Genomic DNA, 19,778 nt, shown 5'->3' with positions numbered 1-19,778 from the left:
GAACTACAACGGTATATGCATGGGGGCTGTGATGACACGATGTTGGTCAATCTAATTTCTTTGGGGCTTGCTCCCTGAGATAGAGTTTGGCTTTGGCGGTATAATGTTGGGCTGACTCTTTAAGCATGTTGATCTCTTCCCCGGTCACTTCCCTGATCACCTTCCCGGGGCTGCCCATCACAAAGGAGCGGGGCGGGATTTTTTTGCCTGGAGTAATTAAGGTATTGGCCGCGATGAAGCAGTATTCCCCGATTTCAACGCCGTCCAGGATGGTGGCCCCCATGCCGATCAAGGATCCTGTATGGATGTGACAGCCGTGCAGGATGACATTGTGCCCGACAGTGACTTCATCTTCGATAATCAAGGGATACTGCGGATATAAATGCAAGGTGCTGTTGTCCTGGATATTGGTACGCTTGCCGATGGTGATTCGTCCTTCATCTCCCCGCAGGACGGCATTGTACCAGATGCTGGATTCCTCCCCGATCACCACATCCCCGATAATGCGGGCACCGGGAGCAATATATACGTTTTCTGCCAACTGGGGCTTTTTGCCCTGAAAGGAATATAACATAAGCCAAGCTCCTTTCTTGTCTTCATTTTATATTAAAATAATAAATGACACTTTAGATCTAGTCCAAATTTTTGCGCAAAACACCACTTTTAGCAAGTTTCACAAAATACATGACGTGCCTGATTGGAATGGAGTGAATAAGTATCATATTTTTGTCAACGATCGTGAATATTTAGTTATAATATAACCCTCCCCTTCTGAGAATGGGAAAAGGCGATGATCCTCCCCCTGCAGGGTCTTTTTATATTTTTATTCTTCTTAGGATTTAAAGAAAATAGGCTCAATGATGTCGAAAAATAAGATATTATTTGAAAGAGGGTATTGACAAATAGTATGACAAAATTATATTATATCGGTAACAAAACGTTATATTATGCATGAGATATATTTGGTAAGGGGGTATCAATGGTGTTGCCGCGTCCTCAAGTGACCATTAATTCCGATGACCCGCGTGTGGAAGCGTTTTTGGATCGCATTGACCGGGGGGAAAAGATTGAAGCGGATGACTGGATGCCGGATGACTACCGTTATCAATTGATCAAATTGATCAGCATGCATGGCATCAGTGAAATCATGGGAGCTCTGCCCGAAAAGGAATGGGTGCCCAAGGCGCCGACTCTGAAAAGAAAATTGTCCCTGATGGCCAAGGTGCAGGATGAAGTTGGACATGGCCAACTGCTCTTGCGGGTGGCTGAAGATCTGTTGAGACCTTTGGGCAAAACCCGGGAAGACATTCTGGCTGAGTTGTATGCCGGAAGACTCAAGTTTCACAATGTCTTTCATATGCCGGCTCCCACTTGGGCTGACGCCGCGTTGATCGGCTGGCTGGTGGACGGCGCTGCTATCATTACCCAAAGAATGTTGCTTTCCAGCTCCTATGCACCCTATGCCCGTGCCTTGAAGCGGATCACCGCAGAAGAACGTTTTCACGCTTTTCATGGTGAAGATATGGCCCAGAAATTAGGGGAGGGCACGCCGGAACAGCGCAGGATGATGCAGGAGGCGTTGAACCGCTGGTGGGATGCCTTGCTGTTGTTCTTCGGTCCTCCGGAAAACCAGGGAATTCAAAGCAATCAAGACATTAATCTGCGCTATAAAATCAGAACCAAAACCAATGAGCAACTGAGACAGGAGTTTCTGGATAAGTATGTTCCCCAGATCCAGGCGCTTGGTTTAGAGATTCCCGATGACAAACTGCATTATGACCACAAGGAGCAAAAATGGGTCTACACGCACCCGGATTACACCTATCTGAAAAATGTGATTGCCAAAAACCAAGGGCCCAGATCTCAAGTGCGCCTGGCTTTGAGACGGGACGCTTTCGAAAATGCAGCGTGGGTACGCGAAGCCTTGATGGCCAGACAAAACATGGCGGTTTAGAAGGAGTGAGGGTCGGATGACCAATAAACAGGATGTATCCACCAAAGGGTATCATGTCTATGAAGTCTTCAGTCAGAAAAAACCCACTTCCAGCTTCGAGAGCCAGTTCAGTTTGCTCGCTCCCAATGCTGAAGTGGCTTTGACCATGGCCCAGGAAAACTTTTTAAGACGGGATGAGGAAGTTTACAACCTCTTTGTCGTTAAAAGGGAAGACATGCACTTTGTCAAACCTGAACAGCGCCAGATGCTCTATCGGCTGAATAACAAGGATTATCGTCAGGCTAGTTACTATGCCCATGTGACCAGCAAGTGGAGAAAATTGAGAGAACAGGCAAAGGATAAATTGGCCAAGGGCTTGGAAGTGGAGGGATAAACCCATGGACATTGGACAAGTGCAAACCGCTCAGGAAGCAAAAAAGAACGTCGCTTATTTGAAGGCGCTGACAACTTTGTTATACCAAATGGCTGACGATGATCTGGTTATCAGCCACCGCGGCTCTGAATGGCTGGGGTTGGTGCCTCATATTGAAGAAGATGTGGCTTATTCCTCCATTACCCAGAATACCATGGGGCATGCCTTGATCCTCTATGAAATGCTGGAAGAACTGGGAGAAGGGAAAGCAGATGATATCGCCTATTTGAGAAAACCGGAGGAATTCCGGCATGCGGTGCTGGTTGAACGTCCCAATGGCGAAGGACTCTATTCAGAGAATCCTGACTATGACTGGGCCTATGCTGTGGTTCGCAATCTGGCTTATGAGACCTTCAAGCGCATTCGTTTACAGGCGGTTACCCGATCATCCTATCAGCCGCTGGCCTTGGCTGCCCAAAAAATGCTGCGGGAACAATTTTATCATCTCCAACACTGGCAAGTATGGATCAAGCAATTGGCAGGGGCCACGGAGGAATCCACAAACCGTCTCAATGAAGCCATTAACAAAGTATGGGCAGATGTGGACAGCCTGTTTGATCTTGGGGCCGAAGAAGAACAAATGGTGGCCTATGGGTTAATTCAGTCTGCTGAAGTGACGAAAAAAGCATGGCTGAACGATATGAAAGAAATCCTCCAGGATGCCGGATTGAACTGGCCTGGTGATCCGTCCCCGGTGCAGAACAGCGGCCGCGACGGCACACACAGTGAAGCTTTTGAGGCCGCCCTGGCTCAGCTAAGCGAAGTGTATAAAACAGATCCTGCGGCATCGTGGTAAGTTTGTATCCTGGCAGAAAAAAGAGCCTCCAATACAGGGGGCTGTATTTTATTTTTTTCCATGTAGAATCGCCACCGAGAATGCGTATATATGTATTGAGGTGGTGGTAGAGATGGACTGGCTCAGCTACATTGTTCAGGAAGCTTTCATTGTTGTTCCGGTGTTATGGCTGATTGGCCTGTTTCTGAAGAAAACCCCCCACTTTGCTGACTGGGCCATTGTGTGGGTGTTGCTTCTGTTGGGGATCACGTTTACGGTAGCGCTGCTGGGCCCTGGCGTCGAATCGGTGATCCAGGGAATTTTAGTCACAGGCGTGGCTGTGTTTGGTCATCAGCTGGTCAAACAAACGAAAGAAGGAATGAAAAACTGAGTTTCCCGGCAGTTGACCGGGGTTTTTTAACTTATATGAAAACAGACACTACCCCTTTACAAACGCGATGAAGCTTTTTATAATATAAACTGTCAAAATCAATCCGTTCTACTATTGCGTGGCCCGTTGGTGAAGTGGCTTAACACACCGGCCTTTCACGCCGGCATTCAGGGGTTCGAATCCCCTACGGGTCACCATTTTTTGTCTTTATATTTTATACAGGTTAGGATAAATGGCCTTCCTGTTCACAAACGGGAAGGCTTTTTGTTGTTTGCCGAAGCTTTTGGTGTAAATTGTATCTGACGTGGACAGCATAGGGGTGTAGATGTATACATATACACAAAAGTGTCGAGTTGAGTCACTGTTTTGAAAAGGGATACAATAGGGGCATAGGAAAGCAATGATTGGAGGGAGAACCAGCCATGAACCGCAAAGTCAGCATCCTGGGCGTACCCATGGATCTTGGACAAGGACGGCGCGGAGTGGATATGGGACCAAGCGCCATGCGCTATGCCAATGCCAAGGAGCGTCTTGAGAAACTGGGCTTTGAGGTGAAAGATCTGGGGGATATTCCCGTTCCCAGTATAGAAGAAAGAACATCTAACGAGTTAAACCTAAAGTGTTTGGATGAGGTTGTAGAGGTCAATCAGGTACTGGCCGATAGAGTCAGTGAGATAGTTGCGGGCGGCAGCTTCCCCTTGATTTTGGGAGGGGATCACAGCATTGCCATTGGCACTATTGCTGGAGTGGCAAGGCATTATAAGCGGTTGGGGGTTATTTGGTTTGATGCCCACGGTGATTTAAATACTGGTGAGACGTCTCCCTCTGGCAATATTCACGGTATGTCCCTTGCCGTCAGTCTGGGCATCGGTCATGAGAGACTGACCGGCATTGGCGGATATGCGCCCAAAATTAAACCGGAGAACGTCGTGATCATCGGGGTCAGGGAACTTGATGAAGGGGAGAAGCACCTGATTCGGGAGATTGGGTTGAAAGTGTATACCATGCATGAAGTGGACCGTTTAGGCATGACCAGAGTGATGGAGGAAGCCATCAGTCATGTGACCCAAGGAACGGATGGTGTCCATCTCAGCTTGGATTTGGATGGGCTTGATCCCCATGACGCCCCTGGTGTAGGAACACCTGTCATAGGCGGATTAACTTACCGGGAAAGCCACCTGGCCATGGAAATGCTGGCTGAAGCGGATATTATCACCTCGGCTGAGTTTGTGGAAGTCAACCCTATTTTGGACCATAGCAATAAAACAGCCAAAGTGGCCGTGGCTCTTATGGGCTCATTATTTGGTGAAAAACTGTTGTAAATATACTATAATGAAAAAGGCACGGTGTAGGCCGTGCCTTATTCTCATGGTACTTGCTGGGTGGTGGTAAAAAGGATGGAGTGGGGTTTTTTGGCCGAGTTTTCGGTCATGGATTATTTGACCGAAATTATAGATATCTTGCTCGTAACCCTTGTCATATATAAATTGATTACCTTGATCAGAGGAACCCGTGCGGTCCAGCTGTTTAAAGGCATGATGGTGATCGTGGCCGGGTGGCTCTTGAGCAGTTTTTTTGGTCTCAAAACATTGTCATGGCTCATGTCTCAAGCTATGACGTACGGGGTATTGGCTGTCATCATCATTTTTCAGCCTGAACTACGCCGCGCATTGGAGCAATTGGGCCGGGGACGACTCTTTGCACGCACAAACCACCTTGATGAAGAGAAGATGACCACGGCCATCAATGAAACGGTTAAAGCGGTCCAGTATCTGGCTAAACGCCGGATTGGCGCCCTGATTGTGTTAGAGAAAGAAACGGGTTTAAATGATTATATTGAGACAGGCATCGCTATTAATGGTCAGATTTCATCCGAATTGCTCATTAATATTTTTATTCCCAACACCCCCTTGCATGATGGGGCCGTCATTGTGCGCAAAGATCAGGTCAAAGCGGCCGGCTGTTATTTACCGCTGTCCGAAAATCCGTTAATCAGCAAGGAGTTAGGTACAAGACACCGCGCAGCATTGGGCATAAGTGAAGTGACGGATAGTGTTTCTATTGTTGTCTCAGAAGAAACAGGCCAAATTTCATTATCCAGAAACGGAGAAGTATACCGCGATTTAAGTGAAGAAAAATTGCTGGAAATGTTGGATGAGGAATTCCGGGCCCCCTTGGCCAATGCTTCTTTCTGGATGAGGGGGAAAAAACATGGATAAATTCTTTGAGAACAACACGGCGATGAAAGGCATTGCCTTTCTGATCGCCCTGATGCTGTGGATGATTGTCACGCTCGATCAAGAAGGGACGGCCCCAATCCGGCAGACAGAAGAGCAATTAACCATTGATAATGTCCAGGTGGAAGCAGTCTATGATGAAGACCAATATGCCTTGATGGAGATGGATGAAACGGTCCAGGTCGTTCTGACCGGGCGCCGGTCCTTACTCAATTTGATCACTTTGCGGCAGGGTGCTTATCGTTTGTATGTTGACCTGACTGAACTGGGGGCAGGTGAACATCGCGTCCCCGTTCAACATGAAGGGTTTCCGGAAGATGTAAGAGTTACAATTATTCCCAGTTCTGTTTATGTTGTGTTAGAGAAAAAAGAATCGCGTACCTTCCCGGTGCGCATTGACTTCTCCGGCCAGTTACCTGAAGGTTATGAAGTAGGCAAACCGCTCGTTTCACCAGGAGAAGTTGAAGTGATTGGGCCCACCTCCGTCTTGGAACAAGTGGCCTCGGTGAGGGGGGTTTTCAACCTTGAACGTCTGGGCAGAAGCGGGAAGCAAGAAGTAACCTTGAAAGCATATAATCATCAGGGGCTGGAGTTAGAGGTGGAGATTAAACCAGAGGTTGTCGAAGTGACCGTGCCGGTTCAAATCCCAAGCGCCATGGTGCCGGTCAACATCGAACTGATTAACGAGCTCCCAGAAGGGCTTAGTTTGGTGGGAATCCACCCTGATACGGATGAGGTTGAGGTATTTGCACCGCAAAATGTCCTGGACCAACTGGGGGAAATCAGCACAACATTGGATCTATCCACCATAGACGAAAGTAAATCTGTAACGTTGGATATAGCACTAGGCGATCATTGGACGGCAGTTAAACCAAAGCAAATTGAGGTATTTGTGGAAGTGGAGCCAGTTCGTGAACAGCTGTACTCCAATGTGCCCGTTGAAGTAAGGGGCTTAGCTTCGGGCTATGAAGTGAGTTTTAAAAGCCCGGCTGACGGCAAGCTGCAGTTGGCCGTAAAGGGCAGTGAACAGCGTCTGAAGACATTGAAACAAAGCGATCTCAAAGTATGGATTGATGCGAAGGGACTTAGGGAGGGAGATCACCGGTTGCCGGTCAGTGTCGATCTGCCCGGAGATTTGACTGCTTCACCGCGACCATCTGAAGTAGAAGTCCGCATTTCTTCCTCTAAAGAAGCCGAAAAGACGATGGCTGATGTTGAAGAGGACGAAGACGAAAATGAGGATAACAAAGAAGGAGAGTGACCCTCATGGGTAAATATTTTGGAACAGATGGAGTGCGAGGCATTGCCAATTCGGAGCTGACGCCCGAGCTGGCTTTTAAACTGGGACGCTGTGGCGGTTACCTGTTAACCAAAGCAGCGGACGAGCCAAAAGTCGTCGTCGGGAGAGACACCCGGATTTCCGGAGAGTTACTAGAGTCGGCTCTTATCGCTGGCCTGTTGTCCATTGGGGTTGAAGTGATGCGTTTGGGGGTGATCAGCACCCCGGGTGTGGCTTATTTAACCCGTGCCCTCGGTGCCCAAGCTGGTGTGATGATATCTGCTTCTCACAACCCCGTGGCGGATAACGGCATTAAGTTTTTTGGTCCTGACGGGTTTAAATTGACAGATGAACAGGAAGCGGAAATTGAAGCATTGTTAGATGCGGAGGAGGATCGCTTGCCTCGCCCCACAGGCGCAGATGTGGGCATTGTCAGTCAGTACTTGGTAGGTGGGCAAAAATATATTCACTATCTTAAATCAACCGTCCAACATAGTTTTGAAGGGTTGCACATTGTCCTGGACTGCGCTCATGGCGCTGCTTCAGCACTAGCCCCGCAGCTGTTCTGTGATTTAGGTGCCCAAATCACCACCATTGGGGCTAATCCCAACGGGGTAAACATCAATGACGGGGTTGGTTCCACCCAACCGGAAGCCTTACAACAGGCTGTCTTAGAACACAAGGCTGATCTGGGGTTGGCCTTTGACGGGGATGCCGACCGCCTGATTGCGGTAGACGAGCAGGGAAACATTGTTAACGGGGACCAGATTATGTATGTATGTGCCTTGGCCATGAAGGAAAAAGGCCAGTTGAAAGCAGACACTGTTGTGGCCACCGTGATGAGCAATATGGGCTTTTACAAAGCACTTGAGGCCAAAGGGATTCAAGTGGTCACCACCAAAGTGGGCGACCGCTATGTATTGGAAGAGATGCTGAAAAAGGGATATAACCTGGGCGGTGAACAATCGGGACATATTATATTCCTTGATTACAATACGACCGGAGACGGCATGTTGTCCGCGTTACAATTGGTCAATGTGTTGCAAGAGAAAAACAAACCTTTGTCCGCATTGGTTCAAGATCTGATCATTTACCCGCAAAAAATGGTCAATGTGAGGGTTAAGGATAAGCACCAAGTGACTGAAAATGAAAAAGTAAAGGCCAAAATAGCGGAAGTTGAGCGTGAAATGGACGGCAAAGGGCGGGTGCTGGTCCGGCCTTCCGGAACTGAACCTTTGGTGCGGGTCATGGTGGAAGCAGAAGATGGCCAGCGCATAGAAAACTGGGTGAACGCCATTGTTGATGTAGTACGGGAAGAAATGGGGGATGAGGAATAAACAGGGACTTATAAAAGCAACAAATGATCTTCCGAAGGGGCACGGACAGCCCCTTCTTTGCATAAATATATCAAATAACAACCGCGCGAAAGTAAGAAACTAATAAAAGAAACTAATAAAATGCTAAAGAAGTCAACACTATAGCAAAGGACACATACGCTCCTGTATTGACGAATAAAAAAGTAATGGTGTATAGTTAAGTGCGTATTCTCTAATTTATTAAGAGAATATATGCCGTCATCTTTTTCTTTTACTCAAAAAAAGAAAGGAGGATCGCAAGGTTTTAAACTTTAAGCGCCAGGACTAAGGAAGGACGGCTCCTTAGTTGACGAGGTGGAGGTTTATCGAGCAATCGGCGGATGCCTCCCTGCTGCGGGTCACAGCAGTAAGTCATATACAAACCACAGGGGCAACCTTGTGTTTAAAATTATGACATGACCCATACACCAATGTGACAGTCCAGGAAAATGGGAAACTGTCCACAGAACAGCCGAACGGATCAAACACATTTTGGAAACACAGACTTAGACACAAAAGCTACGAAATAAAGATAGGGGGATTGTCCCCCTGTTCACAACTGAATAAGGAGACATTCCCCCTGTCTGACGATAGGAGGAATTTCAGCTATGTGCGGCATTGTCGGTTACATTGGCTTTCGCCAGGCCAAGGAAACCATTTTGACCGGCTTAAAACGTTTGGAGTACCGCGGTTATGATTCCGCCGGCATTGGTATTGTCACGGACGAAGATGTAGAAGTGTACAAAGAAAAAGGGAAAATCGAGGCGCTCGAACGTTTGATTAAAAATGTAGAGATAAAGGGAACGGTTGGCATCGGGCATACCCGCTGGGCCACGCACGGGGTGCCGAATCAAATTAACGCCCATCCCCATCAAAGCTACAGCGGGCGTTACACCATTGTGCACAATGGGATTATTGAAAACTATAAAGAATTGATTGAAACCTACATCCCTAACATCAAACGTGAAAGTGAAACAGACACGGAAGTAATCGCCCATCTTGTCGATCATTTCAGCCAAAAAGGCTTATCTACCGAAGAAGCCTTCCGTGAGGTGATTGGCAAGCTGGAAGGTTCTTTTGCCATCGTCTTAATTGACGGACAAGATACATCCCGCCTGTATGCAGCCAAAAATAAAAGCCCGCTGTTGGCCGGTCTTGGCCAGGGCGAAAACATGGTCGCAAGTGACGCCACGGCCATGATTCATGTCACCAATACCTTTAAAGAGTTGAAAGACGGTGAATATGTTGTCCTTGATCACGAGAACTTAATCATTAAGACATTGGATGGTGACGTGATTGACCGGGACGTCTACACCGTAGACTGGGATACGAGCTCCGTAGAAACAGGGGCTTACGAGCATTTTATGCTGAAGGAAATCGATGAACAGCCTGCGGTGATCCGTAATATCATCACCCAGTACCAGGACGAACAGGGGCAATTGAACATTGGCCGGCACTTGCAGGGTCTGCCGGTCCCCAGCCGTGTTTATATTGTTGCTTGCGGTACTAGCTATCATGCCGGACTGGTCGGCAAGCGTTTGCTAGAGCAAATCGCTCATATCCCGACCGAGGTGCATATTGCCTCCGAGTTTCTGTATGACCAGCCGCTGATCGAAGGAGATCCTTTGTTCATTTTTATCAGCCAGAGCGGGGAAACAGCGGACTCCCGGGGCGTCCTTGATCAAATTAAAAAACAGGGTTACCGCACGTTAACAGTGACCAATGTGCAGGGCAGCACCTTGTACCGGGAGGCAGATTATAAACTGCTCACCCATGCCGGTCCGGAAATCGCCGTAGCTTCTACTAAAGCGTATACGGCTCAGATTGCAGTAGTGGCTCTGTTATCCATTTATCTGGCCGAACAAAAAGGCATTGCTGGCTCCATCGACATGTTCCAGGAGCTGCGCACCATTTCGACAGCGATGGACGCTTTGAAAGATATGAAAGACAAAGCGAAACACATTGTGGAAGAATATTTAACAGATCAACGCAGCTGCTTCTTTATCGGCCGTCTGTTAGACTATGCTGTCTGCCTGGAAGGCGCCCTGAAACTGAAAGAAATCTCCTATATTCAGGCCGAAGGGTATGCTGGCGGTGAATTAAAACACGGACCCATCGCCTTGATTGAAGACGGAACACCGGTTTTTGTTCTGATCACCGATCAACGCATTGCCAAAAACATCCGCAGCAACGCTGAAGAAGTGGTTTCCCGTGGCGCCAAAACATGTGTCATTGCTGCTGAAGGCTTGCATGAAGAGGGAGACCAGTGGGTGCTTCCGCGTGTTCATCCGCTGCTCACACCTTTGGTTTCTGTGATTCCATTGCAGCTTATCGCTTACTATGCAGCACTCGAGCGGGGCTGTGACGTGGATAAACCACGCAACCTGGCCAAATCGGTGACGGTGGAGTAAGGGTTAAGATCGAGGGAAAACCAGATGTAGACAGCTAATAAATCCCGTCTTGGGAAAATAAAATCTGTCCAGGGACAATAAAAAATGTCCATGAAGCCCAGTGTGGCCAGGGTTTTGCCTGGGTCCATGCTGGGCTTTTCTATTGATAGGGGGACAGGGTATGGGGCGGAAAGGGTTGAGGGATCAGGTTTTATCCCAATATACCCATCCCTTTTTTCCTCTCTCCTTACCCCTGCTCCCTATCCCCTCAAATTATTTCCCTGGACATTTCCCAACGTTCCGTTCTCCTGCCCCCTCTCGCTTTTTTCGCCTAATTTCTTCCAAATAGGCGGACACTTTTTATGTTCCTGGCATTTTTGTACCAACGGGCACCTCAAAGCCTGAAATCCCTTGTGGCTGTAAGAAAGAGAGGCGGTGTGGGGGAAGGAAGGGATGGACATGAATTATTGTCTCTTGACATAGTAGGGAATTCAAAATGGGTTGATCGGTATCCTGCAGTTGGTTTGCTATAGTGGGCAGGGGAAAGGACGTTTTTGAATATTATCACACCTGGCATGTGATACAATATTTGAAAAGACAGAAAGTCGGTATAACCATGGTTACTGGCAGTATCCTGCATGAAAGGGATGGAAAATATATATGGACTGCTGTGTTCCGACGAACCGAAAGGGAACAAACAAAACCAATTGCCCGAACTGCGGTCAAAACGGAAGACATGTGCCGCTAATCACGCTCAAGTCCTTGCTAAAATCTGCGGCTTTGGCGACGCTCGACCCTGAATGCGATTACGCCTTTTGCCCGAACCCGTCCTGTGTGACGGTCTATTTTGAATTGGAAGGTTCGCTGGCCTTTGCCGTGGGAGACTTGAAAGTGCCTGTGTTTCAAAAGGATTCGGGCCTGGATGTTCCCGTGTGCTACTGCTTTGACTGGACGAGGGAACGCATCGTTCAAGCCCTACGGCAAGGCAAGGATTCGCTTCAGGAAATCAAGACCCATGTCCAGGCGGGCCGTTGCGGCTGTGAAGTGAACAACCCCCAGGGGGCTTGTTGTATGGGGAACGTGGCGGCGTTTATCCGACAGGTGAACGGGATGTGACCTGTTGAACATGGAGCGGTTGTTCCAGCGTAAGGGGGGAAATCAATGTTTTATAATGAACCGTTGGAAATAAGTACAGCAGTATGGATAAAGATGCTTCAAGATAAAGAAGTTACAACCGAGAATGACTTAAAAATTTTAAAGCTTGTGTATGAGAGTAAAAACCACGAGATAAGAGCTTCAGAGATCGCATCAAGATTAAACATACCACATCATGGGCCGATTAACTTACAAATAAGTAGATTTAGTAAGCGTGTCATTCATAATACAGGAGTTCAACCTCCTTTGAGAAAAGACGGAAAACCACGATGGTGGCATGTGCCTTTTTTGGGATATGAAAAATCAGGAAGATTCCCTTGGATCATGCGTCCTGAACTTGTAATTGCCTGTGAGGAAATTTTTGGTCAAAATGATACCGAATTCGTTTATTCAGTTGAAGTTTCTCGTGAGGATGTCTCGTCTTTGACCGAAGGCACAGTGCGGCAAGTTTTTGTAAATCATTATGAAAGAAACAGACGTGCAAGAAGGATTTGCATTAATCATTACGGAAGCAAGTGTGTTGTTTGTGGTTTTGATTTTGAAAAGACATATGGACCAATTGGTAAAGATAAAATTCATATACACCATCTCGTACCCTTATCCGAGATACAGAAAGAATACGAAGTTGACCCTATACGAGATTTACGGCCTGTATGCCCCAATTGTCATTTTATTATTCACAGCAAGAGAGAGCCTTTCACCATCGAAGAGGTAAGAAGAATGATGTTAGGGAAGTGAGGAAAGATGGCCATCGAAAAATCATTGGGGCGTTTACGACGTTTTCCACGTTCAAACTGGAGAGCGTGAATCTGTTTCGGCGGGGCGAAGGGAAGACAAGCCTTCTGTACATGAGGATGACGTACCTTCTCGGCATCGGAGCGGCATGGCTGGGATACCTGATCCATATGCTCCTTTTCACCCTATAGTGGGCCATCGCATAAAGTAATCGCAGATTGTGTTGATCCCACTTCAAAGGAGGGTGAACCTTTGAATTCTTACTACTCTTACTCGTATGACAGGATGCAGTGGCGTTATCCCATGCCCGCTTATTGGCCCCCTCAACAAGACTGGCGGTACTGGCAACCGTATGCTGGAGGTATTATCCAATATACAAGGAACGACGAGAACCCTCTCGTTGAATTAAAGGATTACGGTGGTCAACCGTTCGTGGTCAATATCGAGCAAGCCGCCAAACGGAATCCGAATTATCGGACAGGGACTTGTGCAAATGGGTGGACGCAAAGACCGTCTGGAATTTGAAAGGAATGTGTCCGAAGATGACGCCATCATGATTCCAGCTGGGACGTGGCATAATGTGACCAATACGGGGCATGTTCCCTTGAAGCTGTATTCCAGTTATGCTCCGCCCGAGCATCCGTTTGGCACGGTTCACAGGACGAAAGCCGAGGCCATGGCTGTTCATCGATGATGGACATCGTCGTTCTGATACCAAAGCACAAAAAAGCTGACGTGAACCCACGTGTTTGTCGCAGATCACCCGAACTGGGTTGTTCTGCGGCTTTTTGCTTTAAAACAGGATAGAGATGGAAGAAGCTCCGTTTGCATCAAAACCTTGCTACAGAGGCTTCTTCGATGAAACAGGGGAATGTCAGCGAATGCCTGTGACATAGATTTGCCCGATTACCTTTCGCCTTGCCCCTCTTTAGTTTCCTGTCACGAATATTGGCACTTAAGAAATCTATAATAAAACGTCGATATTTGAAATGGAGAGCGATTACGTTCAACTTTTGATTGCGAATCAGGAGGAGAAAAAGATGGCGAAAGAATTGGTGCTGGCATCACTTCGCATGGAGAGAAACCCTATGGCGATTCCGATCGCCGACCCTTCAAAGCTGGGCATTGATGTCAAAATGCTTAAGAAATTGGATGACCATATAGAACTTGGACCGATGTATGTTGTTCCGAAATCCAAGAGGGAGATCATGGATCGGCTTGCAGAACAAATCATAACAGATTTTGAAAGTAGGGGAGCAGTTGAATCTCAAGAAGATGAAGACAGGGAAGAGGTTTTTGCTCACCGTGTTGTCAGTATGACGAAAACCATGTATGAGGATTTTTTGACCGCTTTTAAGCGGTATGAACAAGAGTTTTATGGATTAAGGGATGAACTTGTTGACCAGTACGATGAGATGATTGAAGAGTTTCGTTCCTTGTACTGCAAAGCGACAGGATGCGATGAAGAAGAATGGAATAAAATAAAAAAGATGATTCCTTCCCAAACACAGTTCCGAGACAGTTTCAAAATCAGTTTGGATAGAGCACCATTCGTTCTCACAAGCGATGGTCTTGGAGAAAGCTAGTGAGGTTCTAGGAAAAACTCTAACAGTTTTAGCAAAGAGGAGTGGTTGCATGCTCCTCTATTTCTTTTTGCACGATGGTATACTAGAAATAAAGGGACAGGATGATTGGTTGATCAGCTCATCCTTAAATTAAAATGCAAAAGGGGAAAAGTATACATGGAGATGATACCAAAGGCTGAGCCGCAGAAAATTCCGTTTGATTTATTCGAAAAAAGCGTTCCAAACGAGGGAAGATGGGAATGGATCGGCGGGAAGCTTCTCTTCTCTGATGATGAAATCCGCAAACTTATTCTCATGTTGATCGGTCAAATCGGATTGAAAAAATTAATTGAAATCCTCCCTCATGAATCAAAGAATGAGCTTGAAAGACTGCTAAAGGCGGAATATCGTTGAGAGTATTTGATAGATGTGAGTTTAAAGGACTTGGCATTTGTACATCTACTAACTGAGTTAACTCTCTATGCCAGGGTGAACCAGTTGGGAACGGTTTTGCCGCGAACGCTAGTTCATATCGAGGAGAAGGAAGTTGCGGTCATTCCCGATATTGTCTTTGTAAAGAGAGCAAAAAGCGGAATCATCCAGAAAAACAGGATTTGCGGCGTGCCTGATCTGGTGGTTGAAATCGTTTCGCATCCAAGCCACCGTGACAAACTGATGGGCAAAAAGAAGGATACATATGCCCGATGTGAAGTTCCTGAATATTGGGTAGCGGATCCATTTGAAAAAGCGATTAGGAAGTATGTGTTAAATGAAGGGGGTTATCAGGAAACGGAAAAATCGCAGCTGTTTCCCGACCTGCAGGTTCAGTTGCCTGATAGTTGAATAGTTGATAAGGGATGAAGTATTAATCAAAGGATTATTTTTTGAATAAATTTCAACTATAGCTGTAACCCATTGGGTTTCCTTATTGATTATTCTATCTCCAAATACCCATAAGCCTTGTTGTTCCAACTGTTTTATTTGTTCGGATAATTCATTCTCCAGTTCAAATTTTCGACCAATTTCCATCATATCCCAAATGTCCATTACATCCGCTACTGTAGTCAAAAAAACTTGAGCAAGCTCAACTTGTTCTTGTGTGTTACAGTCATGGTAGTCATATCCTAATTGGTGGGCGTTTGATAAGATTCTAGTAAGTTCTCGACCGTTTTCGATTTTTTGAAGAAAACGAATATGCCCATGTTTCTCTTTACTTTCTTCCGTTAAGGTTTCATCCTTAAACATGTTTTCTAACTCTTCCAAATTAGTGCCCAACGCAGTTAAAACTAGTTTTAAAGTTGTACTTTCTGCTACTCCAGTTAATTCTAATCTTCGGATTGTTCTTTCACTTACACCAGAGATTTCTGCTAATTGTGCTTGAGTTAACAGTTTTAGTTTCCTTAATTGTTTAATTTTTAACCCTATGTGCATTTTATAATTCCGCTCCTTTTTGTGTATTTGTCTCAATTATATAACCAGGCTCAACCCAGTTTAAGGTCAGATATAGGACAATTATAGGCCATTTACAGGACAACAGGTTTTAAATCATTACAGTTACTCAGCCTATGGCGTCTTGCTTCGAATGGTGAGTATTATAATGATCGTCAATGACTGGCTCCTTTTCCCTTTAATTGCTCAGTCGGCTGACATCAATTCATAAAATATGCATAAACGTTCAACTCCAGACGGCCTGATTTTGTTGTAATTCCAATTGAAAGCCAAAACAGATGCATAAGTTGTATGAATGATTTATAGAAGTGGTTCATAAAACCTGCATAAAATTTATGAAATCCAGGAACTCACCTTAGACGAAAAGAGGGTTCTCGCCATTGTATGACAAGGAAATCACGCCGCAAGATATAGAAAAAATATTAAAACTTTATGCAAAATCTAAGGAATTCGTGGGTGCGGATCAACTTGACGGAAGATTGCAAGAATTTATCCATGAACTGCTTCAAACACTGTTTGAGACAGGTTTTCTGATGGTGTTTAACTGGCATGAGTGGCTGAACAGGAATGAAGTTTTTCAGGATATAAACAAGGATATTCACGAAGAGATCAAGTCTGCGGATTTGGAAACCTTGCGAAAGTTAATGACCAGCTACGCAAGAGGCGACAGATTTAACGAAGGATTGTTGGAGCGTATTGTAGCGGACGGCAAATTGCAATGCATTCTCCAAAGATTGCGGGAAATAAAAGAGCAGTTGGAAGAGGGCAAGTAACCAGCAAATTGTTCACATATTCACAAGTTAAATTGTGCATAAGATGTGGAAAACCTCTCCCCTTCACTCCTGACTCTATTACTGCCTGCTTTGCCTGCACGGCAATTTCAGCAGAAAAATTTAATAAAAGCAAGTGTTGAAAACCTGCAATAGGACAGATAAACTGATATTAAAAAACACGCAAACATTCGTTTGTGAATGCTAAATTAGAATTAACAAAAATCGCTGGATAACAGTGAACACTATTTACCATAACATTCCTCTCCCAGTATCATATCACTGGAAACATCAAAACAGTTGGGAGAGGAAAATATGAATAAAATGGAAAGGTGGAACATGTACCTAGAGATTCAACAGCTAAAGAAACTGGGACTTAACAAATCGCAAATTGCCAGACGATTGGGGATTAGCCGCAATACAGTTTACAAATATATCAATATGACACCTGAAGAATTTGAAGATATGTTGGAGCACATGGAAGTGAGACAAAAGAAATTAGACTGTATCAAAGAGAAGCTCATCACCTGGTTGAAACAGTATCCCGACATTTCAAGTGCACAGATCCATGATTGGATTAAGGAGAGATATCCTGACCTTACGGTCGGTGAGAGTACCGTCAGGTGCTATGTTAGTCAACTGAGAAAGGAATATAGTATTCCAAAAATAAAGACGACTTGGCAATATGAAGCGGCCCTCGACCCGCCTATGGGACAACAAATGCAAGCGGGAAGAAAAACAATTGGCTAAACGACTCAAGTGGGCCGGCTTTCCTGTCCACCAATCCCTCGATGAGTTTGACATTAGCGCCCAGCCTGCCCTAAGCCGGCAGCAATTTCAACAGTTGCGTGAACTCTTATGGATTGAACAGGTTTATAACCTCATCTTATTGGGCCCGCCGGGGGTGGGTAAAACTCACCTGGCCATTGGCTTAGGAGTAGAAGCCGTTCAGCAAGGGTACAAAGTCAGCTTTGTGACCATGGATCATTTAATCCAGTTGCTGCGTACCCAAGAAGTAACAAGAAGCGCCCAAACCAAATTGAAAAGAATCACTCAGTCAGATCTTGTCATCATTGATGATTTGATGTTCATAGCCATCAACCGGCATGAAGCTAATCTTTTCTTTCAACTCATCAACAAACTTTATGCCCAATCATCTGTGATCATTACCTCTAACAAAGGACCGGAAGATTGGGGAGAGTTATTGGGTGATCCGGCCATTACCACAGCCATTCTGGACCGGCTACTCCATAAAAGCGAGGTGATTCATCTCACCGGTGACAGTTATCGTTTGAAATACAGGAAAACCATATTTGGAAATGACTAGGTGCTCAAAATTATTTAGCGAAAATTGTTCAATTGTACTTGACGCTCACAGTCGAAAATGCTGAAAAGCAGGTATCAAGAGTTGATGACGAGGAAAGAGCTTATGCTTGAACGGTTAAAGGATTTGGATTCAGTACGGATTGATGTGGAGGAATTTTAAGTTCATTACCAACCGAAGTATAGCGGCGGAGGGGGTGAGAAATTTATTCATGAAAGATTTCAAAACGTTGACCTTATATCAAAAAGCAATTGCTTTGGAAGACGAAATCGACGAGATCGTAAAAAATTTCTCGCAAGACGAAAAGTATCGTCTGGTGGATCAGCTCATACGATGTGTCACAAGCATCGGTGCAAACATCGCTGAATCGAATGGCGGGCAGTATGCAGGGCGTGAGCGGTACCACTTGGGGATCGCGTTCGGATCGGCCAACGAGACCCGCTACTGGATTGAGCGGGCTTATCGGAAAGGATATATTGATAAACAAACGTTCGAGCGATTGGATGAAAAAGCCCAGGAACTTCGCCGAATCATGGTCGGGATGTTTAAACGGCTGGATCAGTCGGTGTAATTTCTTTGAACTAATATCATGTGGTACCAGCTAAGGTGAAAGGATTGACATCTCGAATATTGAAGCAAGAATTCAAGCATCTTGCCCATTTGCCTTGTTTGTGGACACGCCTCTTTTTTGCAGGTGTGGGCAATATGTCGAAAAACAAAAGAAAAGGGGATGAGCGTTTGAATAAGAAAGAAATAGAACAAGTCATTTCAGGTCTGCTAATGGAAATAATTGAACAACATCCTCCGTTTCAATGGGTATTAACAATAGAGGCATTTGATCATCCGTACAAAGTCGGTAAGATCAGTTATGATTATTCTGGTGAAGTGAAGCCCATGACAAGAGAAGAATTTGAAGAGATTGTCTCAAATTTAGGTGAAAAAGAATGGTATTCATCAAAATTAGAGGAATTATTGAGTTCTATTCACATCAATCGATGGACTGCTACCTACATTTCAAATTATGGTCGGCACTGGGTAAATTACATGGACCTATTGCTTGAAAAATTCAACGAATGGAAATATAATAACTTCCAATTTTACGATGAAGATGGAAATGAAATAAACGAAGGCTTAGAAATCGAACTCGATGAAATTCTAGATGACTTTATAGAAAATTCATCGCATGAGATATATGCTAAGAAAATCTCAAAGAAATGGTTTGACGGGACCAAAAGAAAAATCTCCACGTTCTAAGCGGTTATGAAAATATCCATAGTATCCTTAATATGAAGTGGATAAAATTGAAAATATGCAACCTTGGCAATAGGATAGGGGATGTGAGGGGACAATGAATGTGGTCATTTTATGATTAACAGAGAAAAACCATCAGACGAGCGGTTGATGAAAAGTGGATCCTTTTATCCGTTATTTATTAACCTGAATCCGTGAGGATTCATCTATTAATCCCTCACCTGCTTTGGTACAATGGGAATAAGTATAATCAGATTCTCCCACCTGGCAGGTGAAAAGGATGCGGTTTATTATTAAAGCCTCTCATGAACGATTAACAGCCCATAGTGGATTGGGATTAATTGGATTGCTCTTGGAAAAAACAGACTTACGCCCCAAGTTGAACCAACTCAAGATCCCAGGATTGAAGTATCCCTTACTGTCCCACAGTGACATTGTTTATGCCATGATCGGATTGCTGGCTCAGGGTAAAAGCGATTTTGAACATATCGAAGCCTTTCGTGAGGATGACTTCTTCCAATATGCCCTTCAGCTCAAAAGTGTACCGTCTCGAGCCCGCTCCGCCAGCGTCTGGATGGGCTGGCCCAGATCAGAAAGTGGCGGAATATACTGCTGGATGAAATGGTCCGGCTTCCCAGAAAGGCAGGTCTTGAGCCCAGTGCGATTAAACTCAACAGTGGCACCTGCTATGTGCCGATCGACGTGGATGTCTCTCCTTTTGATAACACCGATACCC

At 45.4% G+C, this 19,778-nt stretch carries 21 protein-coding genes, 1 tRNA gene and 3 pseudogenes; 23 read left to right on the top strand and 2 right to left on the bottom strand.

Annotation, left to right across the window (positions count from 1 at the left end; all coding sequences use genetic code 11):
* Window positions 1-46 precede the first annotated feature (46 nt).
* The gene (locus IEW48_RS12700; RefSeq protein WP_188624081.1) at window positions 47-574 is read right to left on the bottom strand and encodes a gamma carbonic anhydrase family protein; all 528 of its coding nucleotides are present in this window, start codon (window positions 572-574) and stop codon (window positions 47-49) included.
* Between the two features lie 405 nt (window positions 575-979).
* On the opposite strand from IEW48_RS12700, the gene paaA reads away from it, so the two are divergent.
* From paaA to IEW48_RS12615, 17 genes and pseudogenes are all read left to right on the top strand, one after another.
* Window positions 980-1,954, top strand: coding sequence for a 1,2-phenylacetyl-CoA epoxidase subunit PaaA (paaA, locus tag IEW48_RS12695; protein WP_188624080.1), 975 nt, complete (start codon window positions 980-982; stop codon window positions 1,952-1,954).
* Window positions 1,955-1,970: 16 nt separating this feature from the next.
* A complete protein-coding gene (locus tag IEW48_RS12690) occupies window positions 1,971-2,327 on the top strand; it encodes a 1,2-phenylacetyl-CoA epoxidase subunit B (protein ID WP_188624079.1) in 357 nt (118 codons plus the stop codon).
* A gap of 4 nt (window positions 2,328-2,331) precedes the next feature.
* Complete coding sequence (paaC, locus tag IEW48_RS12685; RefSeq protein WP_188624078.1) at window positions 2,332-3,162, top strand: 1,2-phenylacetyl-CoA epoxidase subunit PaaC; 831 nt, start codon at window positions 2,332-2,334, stop codon at window positions 3,160-3,162.
* Window positions 3,163-3,274: 112 nt separating this feature from the next.
* Window positions 3,275-3,532: a phage holin family protein gene (locus IEW48_RS12680; RefSeq protein WP_188624077.1), complete on the top strand. Its 258-nt coding sequence runs from the start codon at window positions 3,275-3,277 to the stop codon at window positions 3,530-3,532.
* Between the two features lie 120 nt (window positions 3,533-3,652).
* Window positions 3,653-3,729, top strand: a tRNA-Glu gene (locus IEW48_RS12675).
* A gap of 225 nt (window positions 3,730-3,954) precedes the next feature.
* On the top strand, window positions 3,955-4,854 hold the full coding sequence (gene rocF, locus IEW48_RS12670; RefSeq protein WP_188624076.1) for an arginase: 900 nt from the start codon (window positions 3,955-3,957) through the stop codon (window positions 4,852-4,854).
* Between the two features lie 75 nt (window positions 4,855-4,929).
* Window positions 4,930-5,751, top strand: a complete 822-nt coding sequence (cdaA, locus tag IEW48_RS12665; protein ID WP_229704041.1) for a diadenylate cyclase CdaA — start codon at window positions 4,930-4,932, stop codon at window positions 5,749-5,751.
* Complete coding sequence (locus tag IEW48_RS12660) at window positions 5,744-7,030, top strand: CdaR family protein (RefSeq protein ID WP_188624075.1); 1,287 nt, start codon at window positions 5,744-5,746, stop codon at window positions 7,028-7,030. Before cdaA ends, IEW48_RS12660 begins: the two co-directional genes overlap by 8 nt.
* A gap of 5 nt (window positions 7,031-7,035) precedes the next feature.
* Window positions 7,036-8,385, top strand: coding sequence for a phosphoglucosamine mutase (glmM, locus tag IEW48_RS12655; protein ID WP_188624074.1), 1,350 nt, complete (start codon window positions 7,036-7,038; stop codon window positions 8,383-8,385).
* 626 nt (window positions 8,386-9,011) lie between these two features.
* A complete protein-coding gene (gene glmS / locus IEW48_RS12650) occupies window positions 9,012-10,814 on the top strand; it encodes a glutamine--fructose-6-phosphate transaminase (isomerizing) (protein WP_188624073.1) in 1,803 nt (600 codons plus the stop codon).
* A 639-nt stretch (window positions 10,815-11,453) separates the two neighbouring features.
* Window positions 11,454-11,909: a putative iron-sulfur cluster-binding metallochaperone gene (locus IEW48_RS12645; RefSeq protein WP_188624072.1), complete on the top strand. Its 456-nt coding sequence runs from the start codon at window positions 11,454-11,456 to the stop codon at window positions 11,907-11,909.
* 45 nt (window positions 11,910-11,954) lie between these two features.
* Window positions 11,955-12,686, top strand: a complete 732-nt coding sequence (locus IEW48_RS12640) for an HNH endonuclease (protein ID WP_011229684.1) — start codon at window positions 11,955-11,957, stop codon at window positions 12,684-12,686.
* Window positions 12,602-12,874 carry a fluoride efflux transporter FluC gene (locus tag IEW48_RS12635; RefSeq protein ID WP_188624071.1) on the top strand — a complete coding sequence of 91 codons (273 nt, stop codon included), beginning with the start codon at window positions 12,602-12,604 and terminating at the stop codon, window positions 12,872-12,874. The genes IEW48_RS12640 and IEW48_RS12635 overlap by 85 nt, the downstream gene beginning before the upstream one ends.
* A gap of 94 nt (window positions 12,875-12,968) precedes the next feature.
* Window positions 12,969-13,377 (top strand): annotated as a pseudogene (locus IEW48_RS12630) (cupin domain-containing protein).
* A gap of 346 nt (window positions 13,378-13,723) precedes the next feature.
* On the top strand, window positions 13,724-14,269 hold the full coding sequence (locus IEW48_RS12625) for a hypothetical protein (protein WP_007503499.1): 546 nt from the start codon (window positions 13,724-13,726) through the stop codon (window positions 14,267-14,269).
* A 156-nt stretch (window positions 14,270-14,425) separates the two neighbouring features.
* The gene (locus tag IEW48_RS12620) at window positions 14,426-14,662 is read left to right on the top strand and encodes a hypothetical protein (protein ID WP_007503500.1); all 237 of its coding nucleotides are present in this window, start codon (window positions 14,426-14,428) and stop codon (window positions 14,660-14,662) included.
* Between the two features lie 30 nt (window positions 14,663-14,692).
* Window positions 14,693-15,091: a Uma2 family endonuclease gene (locus IEW48_RS12615; protein WP_188624070.1), complete on the top strand. Its 399-nt coding sequence runs from the start codon at window positions 14,693-14,695 to the stop codon at window positions 15,089-15,091.
* Here IEW48_RS12615 and IEW48_RS12610 read toward each other — a convergent pair.
* Entirely contained in the window at window positions 15,014-15,679 is a 666-nt protein-coding gene (locus IEW48_RS12610) for a helix-turn-helix domain-containing protein (RefSeq protein WP_188624069.1), read from the bottom strand. The two genes, IEW48_RS12615 and IEW48_RS12610, sit on opposite strands and share 78 nt — an antisense overlap.
* 398 nt (window positions 15,680-16,077) lie before the next feature.
* Here IEW48_RS12610 and IEW48_RS12605 point away from each other — a divergent pair, with 398 nt between their 5' ends.
* From IEW48_RS12605 to IEW48_RS12580, 6 genes and pseudogenes are all read left to right on the top strand, one after another.
* Window positions 16,078-16,470: a DUF6508 domain-containing protein gene (locus IEW48_RS12605; protein ID WP_007503508.1), complete on the top strand. Its 393-nt coding sequence runs from the start codon at window positions 16,078-16,080 to the stop codon at window positions 16,468-16,470.
* Between the two features lie 312 nt (window positions 16,471-16,782).
* Window positions 16,783-17,217, top strand: coding sequence for a helix-turn-helix domain-containing protein (locus tag IEW48_RS17540; protein WP_188624068.1), 435 nt, complete (start codon window positions 16,783-16,785; stop codon window positions 17,215-17,217).
* Window positions 17,192-17,794: pseudogene (istB, locus tag IEW48_RS12595) on the top strand (IS21-like element helper ATPase IstB); the annotation flags it as partial. The gene IEW48_RS17540 and the pseudogene istB, both read left to right, overlap by 26 nt.
* A 208-nt stretch (window positions 17,795-18,002) precedes the next feature.
* Entirely contained in the window at window positions 18,003-18,362 is a 360-nt protein-coding gene (locus tag IEW48_RS12590; RefSeq protein ID WP_007506595.1) for a four helix bundle protein, read from the top strand.
* A gap of 134 nt (window positions 18,363-18,496) precedes the next feature.
* Window positions 18,497-19,045, top strand: a complete 549-nt coding sequence (locus IEW48_RS12585) for a hypothetical protein (RefSeq protein WP_007506594.1) — start codon at window positions 18,497-18,499, stop codon at window positions 19,043-19,045.
* Window positions 19,046-19,322: 277 nt separating this feature from the next.
* Window positions 19,323-19,778: pseudogene (locus IEW48_RS12580) on the top strand (hypothetical protein); the annotation flags it as partial.

The organism is Caldalkalibacillus thermarum, assembly GCF_014644735.1.
Taxonomy (GTDB): Bacteria; Bacillota; Bacilli; order Caldalkalibacillales; family Caldalkalibacillaceae; genus Caldalkalibacillus; species Caldalkalibacillus thermarum.
Note: the sequence above shows the minus strand (reverse complement) of the source record. Positions and strands in the feature narration are given on the sequence as shown.